The 17,981-nt window shown below is 75.2% G+C and carries 3 protein-coding genes; all 3 read right to left on the reverse strand.

The window, feature by feature from the left end; genetic code table 11:
• Window positions 1–37 precede the first annotated feature (37 nt).
• Window positions 38–856 (reverse strand): arylamine N-acetyltransferase, encoded by an 819-nt coding sequence (locus tag K7G59_RS00995; protein WP_225829838.1) that lies wholly within the window; start codon window positions 854–856, stop codon window positions 38–40.
• Between the two features lie 60 nt (window positions 857–916).
• Window positions 917–16,582, reverse strand: coding sequence for a type I polyketide synthase (locus tag K7G59_RS34560; RefSeq protein WP_263975748.1), 15,666 nt, complete (start codon window positions 16,580–16,582; stop codon window positions 917–919).
• A 124-nt stretch (window positions 16,583–16,706) separates the two neighbouring features.
• On the reverse strand, window positions 16,707–17,972 hold the full coding sequence (locus K7G59_RS01015) for a cytochrome P450 (RefSeq protein ID WP_225829839.1): 1,266 nt from the start codon (window positions 17,970–17,972) through the stop codon (window positions 16,707–16,709).
• Window positions 17,973–17,981: the final 9 nt, after the last annotated feature.

Below are 17,981 nucleotides of genomic sequence, written 5' to 3' on the forward strand. Positions count from 1 at the left end.
GTGGGCAGTGTTGAGCGGTGCGGGCGGCGAGCCGTCTTCAGGCGAGCGTGCCGCCGAGGATCGCGTCCCTCAGCGCGTGCAGTTCGTCGTCGCCGACGATGGTCCGGGCCTTGTCGACCCCGGCCCGCACCGTCAGGTGGCGCCGGCCCTTGAGCACCACCTGGCCGTCGGCGACGGCCCGGCTGTAGAGCTGTGGGGCGCTCTCCTCGGACAGCGCGGCCAGCTTCACGTTCGCCAGGTCCTGGAACGCGTGCCACTCCCTGGGCTCGCGCACCTTCGAGGTGAATCGGAAGACCAGACTCCAGCGGCCGAGCCGCGGCCTGCGCTCAAGGAGCACGCCGTCGCCGTCCTCGACGAGGCGGTACCGGCAGCCGTACTGCACCTGCTCCCGCCCGTCGGTGGCGCCGTCGAGCCGAAGCGGTTCGAGGAACGACGGTCCGGCGTATCCCACGTCGACGAGCCAGCGCACGCCGTCGACGCGGGCCAGGATCAGCATGTGCTCGACGTCGACGCCGTACTCCGCCGTCCCCTCGGCCGTGGTGCCGGCGATCAGGTCGGCCTCGTAGCCGAGGTCGCGCAGCAGGCGCAGGAACAGGCGGGTCATCTGGACGCAGCCGCCGCCGTGGCCCGCCGCGACGACGGCGTCGAACGTGGCGTCCTCGTCGAAGTCGACCAGCTCGACCGGTTCGCCGCTCGCGGTCGGCACGGCCAGGGAGCCGGTACTGCTGAACGGGACGGTCTCCATGTGCCGCTTGTGCAGCCGCACCAGGGTGGTCAGGTCGGGCGCGGGCCACCCGGCGCGACCGCTGTCGTGGCCCAGCCGCCGCAGGTAGGTGTCGGTGTCGTACACGGTCACTGCCTCTCTGTTCCAGGAAGTCGCGCTCCGCGGCCGGCCGCTGCCGCGGCCGGGCATCTGTCAGGCGTCGGCTTCGGTGTCGTCCAGGCGAGCCAGGAGATAGTCGGTGAGTGCCGCCGGGGTCGGGTGACCGAAGACGGCCGCGGGAGTCAGCGCGGTGCCGGTGCGGCCTGAGAGGCGCCGGGACAGCTCGATCGCCAGCAGGGAGTCGAGGCCGAGCTCGAAGAACCCGCGCTGCGCGTCGACCGGCTCGCCCGGATCCAGTTCGAGCACCTCGGCCAACTGCGCGCGCACGAGGTCCAGTACGGTCCGCTCCTGCTCGTCACGGCTCTGCCCGTTCAGCAGGTCCGTCCACCCGCTCTCGGCGCCCGCGCCGAGCTCCGCCGTGCGGGCCGAGCGCCGGCGCGACCGGACCAGCCCGCGCAGCAGTGGCGGCACGGGACGGCCCGCCGCCGGGGCGGCCCACTGTTCGGGCCGGCCGGGCACGGGGAACGGCTCGCCGGAGCGCAGCGCCTCGGACACCGCGGACAGCGTCCCGTCCTGGTCCGGCGCGCCGCCTGTCCCGGGCACGGCCCCGGCGGGAAGCAGCACCGGGGCACAGCCGGCGAGCCCGGCCGCCCGGCGGCGGGCCACGATCGCGCGTGCGCAGCCGTCGGCCGCGGCGGTCGCCGGATGGTGCACCGGGCCCAGCAGGGCCGTCGGCGACGTGATCACCATGAACAGGGCCAGGCGGTCGTCGGCGGTGAGCTCCCAGAGGTGCCGCAGCGACTCGGTGCGCGCGGCGATCACCTCGGTCAGCCGGTCCGCGTCCAGTTCCGCGAGCCGGGTGTCGTCCGGCAGGCCCGCTGCGTGCACCACGCCGGTGAGCGGATGGTCGTCCGGGATGTCGCCCAGCAGCCGTCGCAGGGCGTCCCGGTCGGCGGCGTCGCAGGCCCGGACGGTGACCGACGCGCCGAGCGCGGTGAGATCGGCGACCAGCGTCGCGGCGCCCTGGGCGTCGGGTCCGCCGCGGGCGGCGAGTACCAGATGACGTACCCCGTGGTCGGCGACCAGGTTCCGCGCCACCCGGGCGCCGGCCGTGCCGGTGCCGCCGACGATCAGGACGGTGCCGTCCGGGTCGAGGGCCGGGGCCTCGGCGTCCGGGGCGTCGGCCGGTACCAGCCGCGGAACACGGACCCGGCCGGCGCGCACGGCGGCCTGGGGTACGTCCGCGGCGAGGACACGTCCGAGGCTCGCCTCGTCACGGTCCTCCGGCGGGACGTCGAACAGGACGAACCGTCCCGGGTACTCGGCCTGGATCGCGGCGAGCATCTCCCACACCGCCGCGGCGGCCGGGTCGAGCGCGGTCGCACCGGCGTCCCCGGGACCGGCCGGCACCGCCGCACGGGTGCGCACCACCAGGCGGCGCTCCACCAGGTTCGGTTCGTCCAGCCACGCCTGTGCGACGGCGAGCGCGCGCCGGCAGGCGTCCTCGGGCTCCGTGCCGGCGCCGATGTCGAGCACGACGGTCGCGGCGGCCAATGCCGATGGCGCCGCGGCGAGTTCGAGTACGGCGGTGTCGCTGTCGACGGTGACGAGCTCGACGGGCTCGTCCGCCTGCCCGGCGTCGAGCGGGACCCATTCGGTGCGCAGCGCACGGCCCCGCCGGGCGGCAGGTGCGGCGGCCGGACGGGCCGTGACGCGCGCCGCGGTGAGAACCGGCAGACCCACGTGGTCGGCCGCTTCCAGCGCTGTGCCGCCGCCGGCCGGCCGCAGCCGGACGCGCAGCGCCGAGGCGCCGGACGCGTGCAGCAGGACGTGCTGCCAGGTCGACGGGGTGTCACCGGGCGGGAAGCCCGCCGCGTACGCCGCGGACTCCAGCAGGAGCGGGTGGATGCCGAAGCGGGCGGCCGTGTCGGCCTGGTCGGCGGGTACGGCCACTTCGGCGTAGGTGTCCTCGCCGCGCCGCCACACCGCGTGCAGGCCCGGCGGCACGAGGGCGCCGGTCGTGGCGGTCAGTTCGTCGAGGCCGACCGGTTCGGCGCCCGGCGGCGGCCAGGGGGCCGGGTCCGGCTCGGGCGCGGCGGACAGGGTCGTGGGCGACAGCACGCCCTGGGCGTGGCAGGTCCACACCGGTGCGTGCCGGTCGGTCGTCGCGGGTGCCGACCGTACGGTCACCGGCCGGCGGCCGGCGGCGTCGGCGGCCTGGACGCTGATCTGCAGCCGCACCGCGTCGGCGGGGCCGAGGATGAGGGGCGCCTTCAGATCGAGCTCGTCCAGGGTGCCGCAGTCGACCTCGTCGCCGACCCGGATGGCCAGCTCGACCCAGACCGAGCCGGGCACCTCGACCGGGCCACCGGCGGTACCGGCGGTACCGGCGGTGAGCCACGGCTGGTCGTGGGGCGAGAGCCGTGCGACGGCCATCAGCCCGTCCGAGTCCGGCAGTTCGACCATCGTGGCGAGCAGCGGATGATCGGTGCCCGCCAGGCCGAGGGCGGCGGTGCCGGTGGTCGGCGCTCCGCGCAACCAGTAGCGCCGGTGGTCGAACGGATAGGTCGGCAGTTCGCGGCAGAGTTCTCGCCAGTCCCCCGGCTGGGCCGGGACGGCGCTCGACCAGGAGACCGGCAGACCGGCGGCGAACGCCTCCGCGAAGGCCGTCGTCAGCCGCTCCCGGCCGCCCTCGCCGCGCCGCAGGGTGGCGAGCACCGGGGTGGTCCGGCCGGTGTCCTGGATGATGTCGAGGAGGGACGGGACCAGTCCAGGGTGGCTGGAGACCTCGACGACGGCCCGGGCGTCGGCGCTCACGGCGCGGATCGCGGCGTCCAGCTCGACCGGCCGGCGCAGGTTGCGGAACCAGTAGGCGGCGTCGAGGAGTTCGTCGGGGCCGATCCAGCGGCCGTCGACGGTGGAGTAGAACCGGCAGCCCGGGACCAGTCCGTGCGCCGGCCGTTCCCCGATCCCGTCCAGGGCGGCCAGCATCGGCTGCTGGAGTTCGTCGACGAGGAACGAGTGGGAGGCGTAGTCCGCCCGGATCCTGCGGAACCAGAGCTGCTGCTGGGCCGCGGTGGCGGCCAGCTCCTCGATGGCCGCGCGCTCGCCGGAGACGGCCACGCTCGCCGGGCCGTTCACCGCGGCGATCTCCACCCGGCCCTGATAGCCGGCGAGCATCTCCGTCATCCGGGCACGGCTCACGCCGACCACGAGCATCCCGCCGGTGGACGGCAGATTCGCGGCCATCCGGGAGCGCAGCACGATCGCGCGCAGCGCGTCCTCGACCGACAGCAGGCCCGCGACGCACGCTGCGGCGATCTCGCCCTGCGAGGAGCCGAGCACCACGTCCGGCCGCACGCCGGCGGATGCCCAGAGCTGGGCGAGACCCGTCATCATCACGAACGAGGCGGGCTGGATCACATCCACCCGGGACAGGTCGTTCTCGCCGCCGAGCGCCTGCTCCAGGGTCCAGTCGCAGTCGTACTCGGCGAGCAGCGCGTCGCACCGCCGCACCCAGGCCCGGAACTCGTCCGAGCGGTCCATCAGTTCGCGGCCCATGCCGACCCAGTGGCCGCCCTGGCCGGGGAAGACGAACACGACGCCCGAGCCCGGTCCGGGCGGCCCGCCCACCACGGCCCGGTCGAAGCCGCCCGCGGCCAGTGCCCGCAGCCGGTCGACGAGTTCGGCGCGGTCGGCGGCGATCACGGTGGCTCGCGTCTCGTGCCGCGTCCGCCCGTGGGCCAGGGCGGCGGCCAGCTTCGGCAGGGGCGCGGTGCCGCGCTCGGCGAAGTCGGCCAGGCGGTCCGCGAGCGCGGCCAGCCGGGCCCGGTTTCCGGCCGTCAGGACGAACGGCAGCGGGGAGTTGTCGGCGGGGCTTTCCGCCGGCTCGCCCGGCCGTCGGGGCGGCTCCTCCAGGACGAGGTGGGCGTTGGTTCCGCTGAGCCCGAACGCGGAGACGCCTGCGCGGCGGACGTGGCCGGGGCGCGCGGGCCACGGCTGGGCGTCGGTCAGCAGCCGGATCGTGCCGCTGGACCAGTCCACCTCGGGAGTGGGCGCATCCACGTGGAGGGTCGCCGGCAGCTCCTGGTGGCGCAGGGCGAGCACCATCTTGATCACGCTCGCCACGCCCGCGGCGGCCTGGGTGTGCCCGATGTTGGACTTCACCGAGCCGAGCCACAGCGGTCGGCCGGGGTCACGCCGGCCGTAGGTCGCCAGCAGCGCTTGGGCCTCGATCGGGTCGCCCAGCCGGGTTCCCGTTCCGTGCGCCTCGACGACGTCCACGTCGGCGGGCGCCACCCCGGCGACCGCGAGCGCGCGCCGGATCACCCGCTGCTGCGCCGGGCCGTTGGGCGCGGTGAGCCCGTTGGACGCGCCGTCCTGGCTGATCGCGGAGCCGCGCACCACGGCGCTGACGGTGTGTCCGTTGGTGTGGGCATCGGCCAGGCGTTCCAGCAGCACCACGCCGACGCCCTCGCCGTTGCCGGTGCCGTCGGCCGAGGCGGCGAACGCCTTGCAGCGGCCGTCGGCCGCGAGGCCGCCGTTCTTCGCGAACTCGACGTACGCGCCCGGTGTGGCCATCACGGTGACGCCGCCGACCACCGCCATCGAGCACTCCCCGTTGCGCAGCGCCTGGACGGCCAGGTGCATCGCGACCAGCGAGGAGGAGCAGGCGGTGTCCACCGAAACGGCCGGGCCGGTGAACCCGTAGACGTAGGACACCCGGCCGGAGACCACGGAGACGGCGCCGCCGGTGCCGCGCAGGCCGTCGGACTGGGCGTCACCGCCGAACATGCCGTAGCCCTGGCCCATGACGCCGACGAACACGCCCACGTCGGTGCCGCGCAGGTCGGCCGGGTCGAGGCCCGCGTCCTCCAGTGCTTCCCACACCACCTCCAGCAGCAGGCGCTGCTGCGGGTCCATCGCCACCGCCTCGCGCGGGGAGATGCCGAAGAACCCGGCGTCGAAGTTCGCCGCGTCCGTCAGGAAACTGCCGGCCTCCACCGGGACGGTGGACAGGTCCCAGCCGCGGTCGGTCGGGAACGCCGACCGTCCCTCCCCCCGGCGGGCCAGCAGCTCCCAGAAGTCGCCCGGTCCCCGCACCCCGCCCGCCATCCGGCAGCCGAGTCCGACGACGGCGATGTCGTCGTGCGAAGCGGCGGCCACCACCGTCGTCGCCTCGGCGGGGGCGGCGGTGCCGGCGAGCTCGTCGCGCAGGAACCGCGCCAGCTGCCGGGGAGTCGGGTAGTCGTAGACCAGCGTGGCGGGCAGGGTCAGCCCGGCCGCGGCGGCCAGCCGGTTGCGCAGCTCGACGCCGCCGAGCGAATCCATCCCGACGCTCTGGAAGGCGGTGTCCGGCTCGATGTCGTCGGCGGACTTGTGCCCGAGGACCAGGGCGACGCGGGAACGGACCAGGGCCAGCAGCCGTGCCTCCCGTTCGGCGGGGGAACGGCCGGCGAGCGTGGCGAGCAGCTCGCCCGCCGCAGCCGTGCCACCGACGCGCCGGCGTGCCCGCACGAGCTGCCGCAGCAGTGGCTGGACCGGACCGCCGGCGGCGGCGTCGGCGCGGGCGGCGGCGAGGTCCAGCCTGATCGGCACCAGATGCGTCTCGCCGCTGTCGAGGGCGGCGTCGAGCAGCGCGAGTCCTTCCTCGGGGCGCAGCGGCAGCACGCCGCCGCGGCTCATCCGGGCCCGGTCCGTGGCGTCCAGGTGCCCGGTCATGCCGCCGGCCTGGTCCCACAGGCCCCAGGAGAGGGCGACACCGGGCCGGCCGGCCGCGCGGCGCGCCGCCATGAGCCCGTCCAGGTAGGCGTTGGCGGCGGAGTAGTTGGCCTGTCCGGCCGAGCCGAGCAGGCCGGCGGCCGAGGAGAACGCCACGAACGCGGCGAGTTCGCACTCCCGGGTCAGCTCGTCCAGATGCCGTGCGCCGTCGGCCTTGGGGCCGAGGACCGTGGCGAGGCGGTCCGGATCCATCGCGCCGAGCAGCCCGTCGTCGAGGACGCCGGCGGTGTGGACGACGGCGCTGAGCGGATGGGCGGCCGGGATGCCGGCGAGGAGCGCGGCCACGGCGTCGCGGTCCGAAACGTCGCAGGCCGCCACGGTCACCGTGGCGCCCAGGCCGGACAGTTCGGCCACGAGTTCCTCGGCGCCTTCGGCCGCCGGCCCGCGCCGTCCGGCCAGCAGCAGGTGCCTCACGCCCCGGGCGCGGACCAGGTGGCGTGCCACGAGGGCGCCGAGGGAGCCGGTGCCGCCGGTGACCAGGACGGTGCCCTCAGGGGCGACGGCGGCGGGCTGCCCGGCGGTCCGCTCGGCGAGCTGGCCGGCCGGTGCCAGGCGAGGCACCAGCAGGGTGGTGCCCCGCAGGGCCACCTGGGGCTCGTCGGCAGCCAGAGCCATGGCGACCGCCGCCTCGGTGTCCGCCCCGGGTTCGAGGTCCAGCAGCAGCACGCGCCCCGGCAGCTCGGCCTGGGCGGCGCGGACCAGGCCCCAGACGGCGGCCGAGGACACGTCGGTGACGGTGGTCGTCCCGGCGGGCACGGCGCCCCGGGTCACGACGACGAGCCGGGCGGCGGCCGGAGCCTCGTGCTGCCAGGTCTGGAGCACGGCGAGGACGTCGGCGAGCAGCGGCTGCGCGTCGCGGCCGGGGGCGGCCTCGAACACGGCGACGGTCGGCAGGCTCCGCTGCCGGTCGTCGTGCCCGGTCTCCGTCCCGGCGTCCTGCGGAGCGGACTGTGCAGTGCCCTGCTCACCGGCCTGTGCGGCGGCCCGTCCGGCGAGCGCCGCCACGTCCGCGGGGCTCGCCACCGGGGCCGTCGCCGCCCGCTCGGGCACGGTCACGGGCGGTTCCGTGGCGCTCCAGACGACTCGGTACATCGCGTCCGCGGCGGCGCTGCTGCCCACGTCCTCGGGCCGGATCGGCGCCGCTGTCCAGGACCGGGCGGACAGGACCGGGGTCCCGGCCTCGTCGGTCGCCTCCAGGGTCCACCGGTCGTCGCCGAGCGGGGTGAGCCGGGCGCGCAGGCGGCGCGCGCCGCTCGCGTGCAGCACGGCCTCCTCCCACACCGTGGCGGCTGTGGCGTCGGCGGTCACCGCCCGCGTGACCGCGTCCAGCAGGGCCGGATCGAGGCCGAACCGCGCGGCGTCGTCCGAGTCGGTGCCGTCGTCGGTGCCGTCGTCGGTGAACGCGACTTCGGTGTACGTCTCCTCGCCCCGGCGCCACACGCCCAGCACGCCCGGGTGCTCCTCGTACGCCTCGACCCGCTCGGCCCCGGCCGGCGGCCATGCCTCCGGCGCCGGGTCGGGGGCGGCCGGTGTGCGCGCCGACAGGGCACCGGTGGCGTGCCGGACCCATACGCCGGATCCGTCCTGGGCGCCGTGGATCGTGACCGGGCGGCAGCCCTGCTCGTCGGCCGCGCCCACGGCGATCTCCACCCGTACCCCGGTGTTCGGCGGAACGACGAGCGGGGTCTCGACGGCGAGTCGCTCCACCACCGTGCAGCCGACCTCGTCGCCGGCCCGGACGGCCAGATCCACGAGCGCCGCGCCGCTCACCACGACGGCCCCGTGCACCCGGTGCCGGTCGAGCCACGGGTGGGTGGCCGAGGACAGCCGGACGGTGCCGACGAGCCCGCCGGTGTCGGGCACGGGAACGACGGCGGACAGCAGCGGATGGTCGGCGGCCACCTGACCGAGGCCGGCCGCGTCGGTCCGTCCGCCGGCCGGCTTCACCCAGTAGTGCGTACGGTCGAAGGCGTAGGTCGGCAGCTCGACGGGGGGCGCGGCGGCCGGCAGCAGCGCCTGCCAGCCGGCCGGAACGCCCCGTACGAAGAGCTCGGCGAGGGCGCCGATCGCGGTGTGCGTCTCGTCGTGTCCGTCGCGCAGCATGGGCACGCACACCGGCGTGGCGCCGGCGGCCGCCGCCGCCTCCAGCATCGGCGCGGACAGGGCGGCGCCCGGCCCCACCTCCACGAACAGCTCCCCGCCCTGGTCGAGCGCGGCGGCCATGCCGTCGGCGAAGCGCACCGTACGGCGTACGTGTTCGACCCAGTAGTCGGTGCTGGTCAGGTCGCCGTCCTGGTGAGCGACGACGCGGATCCGCGCCGACTGCCAGGTCACTCCGGCGATCGCCGCGCGGAACTCGGCGAGCATCGGGTCCATCCGGGCGGAGTGGAAGGCGTGCGAGACCTGCAACCGCTTGACCTTGCGGCCTTGTGCCCGCAGCGCGTCGGCGGCGGCGAGGACGGCGTCCTCGTCGCCGGACAGCACCACCGACGAGGGCTGGTTCACGGCGGCGATGTCGACGCCGGCACCGAGGAACGGGCGGACCTCGTCCTCGGTGGCGGCCACGGCGGCCATCGCACCGCCGGCGGGCAGCGCCTGCATGAGCCGGCCCCGGGCGGCGACCACGGTCGCCGCGTCGTCCAGGGAGAGCATTCCGGCGGCGTGCGCCGCCGTGATCTCGCCGATGGAGTGGCCGAGCAGCAGGCGCGGGCGCACGCCCCATGACTCGGCCAGGCGGAACAGCGCGGTCTCGACGGCGAACAGCGCCGCCTGGGTGTAGACGGTCTGGTCGAGCAGTGCCGCCTGCGGGCTGTCCGGTTCGGCGAACACGACGTCACGCACGGATGCGCCGACCGCGCCGAGGAGCCGGTCGTCGAGGCGTGCGCAGGCGTCGTCGAAGGCCTCGGCGTACACCGGGAAGCGGGCGTACAGCTCGCGTCCCATGCCGGGCCGCTGCGAGCCCTGCCCCGGGAACACGAACACCACCGGTCCGGCGCCCTGGGCGGCAGCCGCCCCGACGGTCACGCCGGGTGCGGACTCGCCGGCGGCGATGGCGTCGAGCCGGTCGAGGAGGGCTTCTCGGTCGGCGGCGGCGACGACGGCCCGGTGCGCGAGCAGGGCACGGCCGGTGAGCAGGGTCCGCGCCGTCCCCGGCAGGGACAGCCCGGTGGCGACCGCCGCGCGCAGCCGCTTCGCCTGGCCTGCCAGGGCAGCCGGGTTGTGCGCCGAGACGACGAAGGGCAGCACGGCGTCGGCCCCGCCGTCCGCCGGGGCGGGCTCTGTGGCAGCCGCGTCGGAGGCACCGGCGGCGGCGTCGGGCGTGGTGGCAGCGGACATGGCCGGTTCGGCCGGAGCCTGTTCGAGGATGACGTGCGCGTTCGTCCCGCTGATCCCGAAGGAAGAGACGCCCGCTCGCCGGGGGCGGCCGAGCGTGGCCCAGTCCATGGATTCGGCCAGCAGGGACACCGCGCCGCTGGACCAGTCGACGTGCGGCGTCGGCTCGTCCGCGTAGAGGCTCTTGGGCAGCACCCCGTGGCGCATGGCCTCGACCATCTTGATCACGCCCGCGACACCGGCGGCGGCCTGCGTGTGGCCGATGTTCGACTTCACCGACCCCAGCCACAACGGCTGTTCACCGGCCCGCTCCTGACCGTAGGTCGCAAGCAGTGCCTGCGCCTCGATCGGGTCGCCCAGCGTCGTGCCGGTGCCGTGTGCCTCGACCGCGTCGACGTCGGCGGCCGTCAGACCGGCGCTGGCCAGCGCGGCCCGGATCACCCGTTCCTGCGACGGCCCGTTGGGCGCGGTCAGCCCGTTCGACGCACCGTCCTGGTTCACGGCGGACCCGCGGATCACCGCGTGGACGCGGTGCCCGTTGCGCCGCGCGTCGGACAGCCGCTCCAGGAGGAGGATGCCCACGCCCTCGGACAGCACCGTGCCGTCGGCCGCCGCGGCGAAGGCCTTGCACCGGCCGTCGGCGGCCAGCCCCCGGGCACGCGAGAAGCCGGTCACGCCGACCGGGGAGCCCATGACGGCGACGCCTCCGGCGAGGGCCAGCTCGCACTCGTGCTGGCGCAGCGCCTGTGCCGCCAGGTGGATCGCCACGAGGGACGAGGAGCAGGCGGTGTCCACCGTCATGGCCGGGCCCTCCAGCCCGAAGACGTACGAGACCCGGCCGGAGGCGACACTGCCGGCGGTGGCCGTGGTGGTGAAGCCCTCGAGTTCGGCGGGGACGTCGGCCAGTGAGCCGAGGTAATCGTGGATCGACATGCCGGTGTAGACGCCGACGCGCTCCCCGCGCAGCGACGACGGGTCGATGCCGGCGCTCTCCAGCACTTGCCAGGTGGTCTCCAGCAGCAGGCGCTGCTGCGGGTCCATGGCCAGTGCCTCGCGCGGGGAGATCCCGAACAGCGCGGCGTCGAAGTACCCGGCGTCCCGCAGGAAGCCGCCCCGCTGGGTGTAGGCGGTGCCGACGCGGTCGGGGTCGGTGTCGAAGAGGTTGTCGAGGTTCCATCCGCGGTCGTCCGGGAATCCCGAGATGCCGTCCCGGCCGTCGGCGAGCAGCTGCCACAGCTCGCCGGGCGAGGTGACCCCGCCCGGCAGGCGGCACGCCATGCCGACGATGACCACCGGGTCGTCGGCACCCGCCTCGGCCGGCGCGGCCGGGCGCACGGGCGCGGCAGCGGTGTCGGCCGTGCCGCCCACCTGTTCGAGCAGGTGCTGGGCGAGGGCTCGTGGCGTGGGGTAGTCGAAGATGAGCGTCGCCGGCAGCTTGACCGCGGTGGCCGCGGACAGCCGGTTGCGCAGTTCGACGGCGGTCAGCGAGTCGAAGCCGATGTCGCCGAACCGCTCGGAGTCCATGGCGGGGCCGGTGTCGCCCAGGCCGAGGACGACCGACATCTCGGCGCGGACGAGGTCGAGCACCAGCTCGGTCTGTTCGTCGTGGGAGAGGCCGGCGAGCCGGCGGGCCAGCGCGCCCGCCGGGCCGGCACCGGCCTGGGCCGCCCGCCGCGGCGGGCGCACGAGCGCGCGGAACAGCGGAGGGACGGTCCCGTCCGTGCCTGCCTCGGCGCGTACGGCGCCGAGATCGAGCCTGATCGGTACGAGCAGCGGGTTGCCCGACCGGATGCCGAGGTCGAAGAGCGTGAGTGCCTCGGCCGTCGACATCGGACGGACGCCGCCGCGGCTCATCCGGGTCCGGTCGACCTCGGCCAGCTGTCCCGTCATCCCGGTGACCGGGCTCCACAGGCCCCAGGCCAGGGACACGGCGGGCAGCCCCGCCGCCCGTCGGGCCGAGACGACCGCGTCGACGTACGCGTTGGCCGCCGCGTAGTTGCCCTGGCCGGCCGAGCCGAAGACGCTCGCGGCCGAGGAGAACGCGGCGAAGACCTGGGGCGGGTTGTCCCGGGTCAGCTCGTCGAGCAGGCGCAGCGCGTCGGCCTTCGGCGCGAGGACGCCGGCCATGCGGTGCGGGTCCAGGCCGGCGATGACGCCGTCGTCCAGCACGCCGGCGGCGTGGACGACGCCGGTCAGGGGGTGCTCGGGCGGGACGGCGGCGAGCAGCGCCGCGAGCGCGTCACGGTCCGACACGTCGCAGGAGGCGACGACGACGGATGCGCCCTGCGCGGTGAGTTCGTCGACGAGCGCGGTCACGCCTTCGGCGGCCGGGCCGCGCCGGCTCGCCAGCACCAGCCGGCGCACCCCGTGCTCGCTGACCAGGTGCCGGGCCACCAGCGCGCCGAGCACGCCGGTACCGCCGGTGACCAGCACGGTGCCGTTCTCGGCGAACCCGGCGGGGCCCGGGGGTTCGGTGAGGGCGGCGCGGCCGAGTCGCGGAGCGAGGACGGCGTCTTCGCGCACGGCGGTCTGCGGCTCGCCGGTCGCGAGGGCGGCGGCGATCGCCCGGTCCCGGTCGGCGCCGGAGTCGAGGTCGACGAGGACGAACCGGCCGGGGTTCTCGGCCTGTGCCGCGCGCAGCAGTCCCCACACCGCGGCACCGGACGGGTCGGTGACCGGGCCGGAGGCCGGCACGGCGCCCCGGGTCGCCACGACCAGCGGCACCGAGGCGAGCGCGGTCTCCTCCAGCCAGGCCTGGAGCACGCCGAGCACCCGGCACAGCAGCGGCAGCGGATCCTCCCCGGTGCCGGCGTCGGCCCCGGTGTGTGCGGTGAGGTCGAGCACCGCGAGGTCGGGCACCGGCTCACCCAGATCCTCGGCGAGCGCGATCCGCGCCACGTCACCGGAGGTGTGGACGACGGTCCGGCTCCCGGCCGGATGCCCGGTCCCCGACGGCAGGCGCGTCCAGTCGAGCTGCCACAGCGTGTCGGGGGCCTGACCGGCGGACTCGGCCCCCAGGTCGGATATGGGCAGCGAGACCAGGGACTGCATCGTCAGGACCAGCGCACCGGTCTCGTCCGCGGCGTCGAAGGACAGGGCGTCCGCGCCGCACGGCGCGACCCTGACGCGCAGCGCGCCGGCGCCCGCCGCGTGCAAGCGGACGCCGTTCCAGGCGAAGGGCAGCACATTGCGGTCGTCGTCGCGCCGGTGGAAGGCGTTCGCGTGCAACGCGGCGTCCAGGAGCGCGGGGTGGAGGCCGAACTTGTCCACGTCCTGGCGGTGCTCGGCGGGGAGCACGGCTTCGGCGAAGATCTCCTCGCCGCGCCGCCACACGGCGGTCAGTCCGGCGAAGGCCGGCCCGTAGTCGTATCCGCGCTCGGCGAGGCGGGCGTAGAAGTCGTCGGTCTCCTCCCGGCGCGCGCCGGGCGGCGGCCACTGGCTGAAGTCGAATCCGCTGCCGCTCGTGTCGGCGTGGGAGTCGGACAGCATGCCCGCCGCGTGACGGGTCCAGCCCTGCGTGTCCCGCGCGCTGTACACCTCGACCGGGCGGCGCCCCGTCGCGTCGGCGCCCCCGACCGCGACCTGGACCCGGACGGCACCCTCGGCGGGCAGCACGAGGGGTGCCTCGATCACGAGTTCGTCGAGCACTCCGTGGCCGAACTCGTCGCCGGCCCGGATGGCCAGGTCGACGTAGGCGGTTCCGGGCACCAGCACGACGTTCTGGATGCGGTGACCGGCCAGCCAGGGATGGGTGGCGAGCGACAGCCGCGAGGTGAAGACGAGGCCGTCCGTCTGCGGCAGCTCCACCGCCGCTCCGAGCAGGGGGTGGTCGCTGGTCGTCTGGCCCAGCGACTCCGCGCTGGTCGCGGTGCCCGGCATGGTGATCCAGTACCGCTGGTGATCGAACGGGTAGGTGGGCAGCTCCACCGGGGCGGGCCCGCGTTCGGGGACGACCGTGTTCCAGTCGACCCGTACCCCGCGGACGAACGCCTCGGCCATCGAGGCGAGCATCCGGTCCATGCCGCCCTCGTCCCGGCGCGTCGAGCCGACCGCGAGGACGTCCGCGTCCAGTTCCTCGGCGATGTCGGTGACGGCCGGCACCAGGACGGGGTGGGCGCCGAGTTCGACGAAGACCCGGTGATCCTGCGCGATCAGCTCCCGGACGGCCGGGTCGAACAGGACCGTCTGGCGCAGATTGCGGTACCAGTAGTCGGCGTCGAGCCGGTCGTCCGTACCGATCCAGCGGCTCTCGACCGTGGAGTAGAACGGGATGTCCGGTGCAGACGGCTGGAGCCCGCCGAGGTCGGCTTCCAGAGTGGGCCTGATGCTCTCGACGTAGTGGCTGTGCGAGGCGTAGTCGACGGGAATCCGGCGGAACCGGACGTCCCGTTCGGCCGCCTGCGCGGCCAGCTCGTCCAGGGCGGTGCCCTCGCCGGCCACGACCACGGCGGACGGCCCGTTGACCGCGGCGACCTGGAGCCGCTCGGCCCACGGTTCGATCAGTGCGCGCACCTCGTCCACCGGAAGCGCGACGGAGGCCATCCCACCGCCGCGCGGCAGCACCTCGGCGATCGCCTGGCTGCGCAGGGTCACGACCCGCGCGGCGTCGGCGAGGGACAGCGCGCCGGCCACGCAGGCCGCCGCGATCTCGCCCTGGGAGTGGCCGATCACGGCGTCCGGGACCACGCCCATGGACTTCCAGACCTCGGCGAGGGCGAGCATCACCGCGAAGGACACGGGCTGGACGACGTCGACGCGGTCCAGTTCGGTGCCGTCACCGCGCAGGACGTCGACGAGCGACCAGTCGGTCCACGGCTCGAACGCCTCCTGGCATTCGGCGATACGGGCGGCGAAGACCGGTGAGGTGTCCAGCAGTTCGCGGCCCATCCCCGCCCACTGGGTGCCCTGCCCCGGGAACGCGAAGACCGTCCTGCCGGGCCCGTTCTGCCCCGCGACGCCGGTGACCACCCCGGTGCCGGTGCGGCCCTCGGCCAGCAGTGCGAGCCCGGAGCGCAGCTCTTCCGGGGTGCGTGCGAGGAGTACGGCGCGCCGGCTCATCAGCGCGCGCCCGGTCACCAGGGCGGAGGCGAGGTCGCCGAGGGGGACGCCGTCGTCGAGGGGGCCGGTGAGGCGTCGTGCCTGGTTGGCCAGCGCCGTCGCGGTGCGGGCCGAGACAATGAACGGAAGGGCCTGTTCCGGCTGCGGCGGCGCGAGGACGGGGGCCGGGGCCGGGGCCGGGGCCGGGGCCGCCGGGGTCTCGGGAGCCTCCTCCAGGATCATGTGGACATTGGTCCCGCTGGCGCCGAACGAGGAGATGCCGCACCGGCGGGGCCGCCCGCTCTCCGGCCACTCGCGCCCCTCGGTGAGCAGCTCGACGGTTCCGGAGGACCAGTCGACCTGCGGGGTCGGCGCGTCCACGTGCAACGTCGCCGGCAGGTGACGGTGGCGCAGCGCGAGTACGGTCTTGATCACGGCGGCCACGCCGGAGGCGGCCTGGGTGTGGCCGAGGACGGACTTCACCGAGCCGAGCAGCAGCGGCCGCTTCGGGTCGCGGCCCTGCCCGTACGTGGCGAGGAGCGCCTGCGCCTCGATCGGGTCGCCCAGGGTGGTGCCGGTGCCGTGGGCCTCGACGGCGTCGACGTCGTCGGGGGTCAGGCCCGCTGCCGCCAGCGCGCTGCGGATGACGCGCTGTTGCGAGGGCCCGTTCGGGGCGGTCAGCCCGTTGGAGGCGCCGTCGGAGTTGACGGCCGAGCCGCGGATCACGGCGAGGACGTGGTGTCCGTTGCGCTGTGCGTCGGACAGCCGTTCCAGCAGGACGACGCCGACCCCCTCGGCCCAGCTGCTGCCGTCTGCGCCGGCGGCGAAGGACTTGCACCGTCCGTCGAAGGCGAGGCCGCGCTGGCGCGCGAACCCGACGAAGCCGCCCGGGGTGGCCATCACGGTGGCCCCGCCGGCGAGGGCCAGGGAGCACTCGCCGCGGCGCAGCGCCTGGGTCGCCAGGTGAATCGCGACCAGCGACGAGGAGCACATGGTGTCGACGGTGACGGCCGGGCCCTCCAGTCCGAGGCAGTAGGCCACCCGGCCGGAGGCGACGCCGCCGGCGCTGCCGAGCGCGCGCTCCAGGCTGAGGAAGTCCTCCGCACCGGGAAGGTCGGGTGCGTAGTCCTGGTGCACGATGCCGGCGTAGACGCCGGTGTCGGATCCGCGCAGGCTCTGCGGGTCGATCCCCGAGCGTTCCAGTGTCTCCCAGCAGACTTCGAGCAGTTGTCGCTGCTGGGGGTCCATCGCCGTGGCCTCTTGCGGGGAGATCCCGAAGAACCTCGCGTCGAACTGGGCCGCGTCATGGAGGAACGCGCCCTGGTTCACGTAGGTCGTGCCGGGGGTGTCCGGGTCGGGGTCGTAGAGCCCTTCGAGATCCCAGCCCCGGTCGTCGGGGAACGGCGTGTACACGTCCGTGCCCTCGGACACGACCTTCCAGAAGTCCTCCGGTCCGGCGATCCCGCCCGCGAAGCGGCAGCCGATCGATACGACGGCGATCGGCTCGGAGGCGGCGGCGAGCAGTCGGGCGTTCTTCTGCCGGAGGCGCGCGGTCTCCTTGACCGATGCGCGCAGAGCCTTGACGAGATCCGGTTCCGGCGTGCTCAAGTTCGTCCTCCAGGCTTGTCGAATCGAACGCATCGAGGCGTTGGTGCGGTTCGCGCCGGTCGACGGCGCCCCGTTGGAGTACGTCGGCGCGCGGCGCTGCCCACGCCGTGGCGACGGCCGGCCGCTACGCCGGCTGCGGCGTGCCGGTGCCCGCCACGACCGTGACGGGCAGGTGCACCGGGCCGAAGAACAGCAGGGACGGCCGCCACCGCGGCGCCCCGGCGGAGCGCAGCGCCGGCCCCCGGTGCAGCGCCGCGCAGACGGTTTCGACGAGCAGCTTGGCGAGCGCCGCGCCGAGGCAGTAGTGGATTCCGGAGCCGAAGGCCAGCGAGGTGGTCTCGGGGCGCTCGATGTCGAACGTCTCCGGCCGGCCGAAGGCCTCCGGGTCGCGGTTCGCCCCGGCGAGCAGGAGCACCACGACCGAGCCCGCGGCGACGGGCACCCCCCGGATCTCGGTGTCGCGCGTCGCGTAGCGGCGGGTGACGTGGTATCCCCCGCAGTAGCGCAGTGCTTCGACGGCCGCCCGTTCGGCCCGCGCCGGGTCGGCGGACAGCCGCTCCAGCTGGTCGGGGTGGGTCAGCAGGGTGTGGACGATGTTGCCGAGGGTGTCGCTGAGGGTCGTCGCTCCGGCCCCGAAGACCGGGAGCACCGCGAGCGCCAGCTCACGGTCGGTCAACTGCTCGGGGTCATCGGCTTGTTCGGCCAGGCAGGCGCTGATGAGGTCGTCACCCGGCTCGGTACGCTTCTTGGCGATCAACTCGGTGAAGAATTGCGCGAGTTCGGCCGCGGCTTCGTCCGCCCGCTCGCTCACGGCCTTGCGGGTCGCCTCGTCGGCGGCGGGGTCGGGCGCCGGGACCGCCTCGTGCAGCAGCGTCCAGCAGCGCGCGTGCTCGCTCGTGGGGATGCCCAACAGGCCGCCGAGCACGGCCAGGCCCAGTGGCACGGAGACCAGTTCCTGGAAGTCGGCCGCCTCACCGGGCGGGACGGCCGCGAGCCGGGCGAGGGCGAGCAGCACCTCCTTCTCCACCACCGGGCGCAGCACCTGGAGGCGGCGTGCGGTGAACCCCCGCGACAGCTGTCGCCGCAACCTGGTGTGGTCCGGCGGATTGCGGAAGAACAGCGACGACAGGAACTGCTCCTGGCTCTGCGACGGCTGCCATCCGGGGATGTTGGCCGCCATCCACTCCGTGTCGACGACCCGGAAGGTTTCCGGGTCGCCCAGGACCTGCCGGCAGTCCGCGTACCGCGACAGGAGCGTCATGCCCGTCCGTTCGCTGCGGTGGACGTCGGCGAGTTCACGGAGCCGGAGGTAGTGGGCGAACGGGTCGTCGCTGGTGCCGGGGGCCAGCACGAACCGCACCAGCTCCTCGATGTCCTGCCCGGTCGTCATGGCGCTCCC

This window comes from Streptomyces sp. NK08204 (genome assembly GCF_020400585.1).
GTDB lineage: Bacteria > Actinomycetota > Actinomycetes > Streptomycetales > Streptomycetaceae > Streptomyces.

Excerpts from the sequence above, each read along its gene's own strand:
- K7G59_RS01015 (WP_225829839.1), bottom strand. The coding sequence starts at position 17,972 with ATGACGACCGGGCAGGACATCGAGGAGCTGGTGCGGTTCGTGCTGGCC.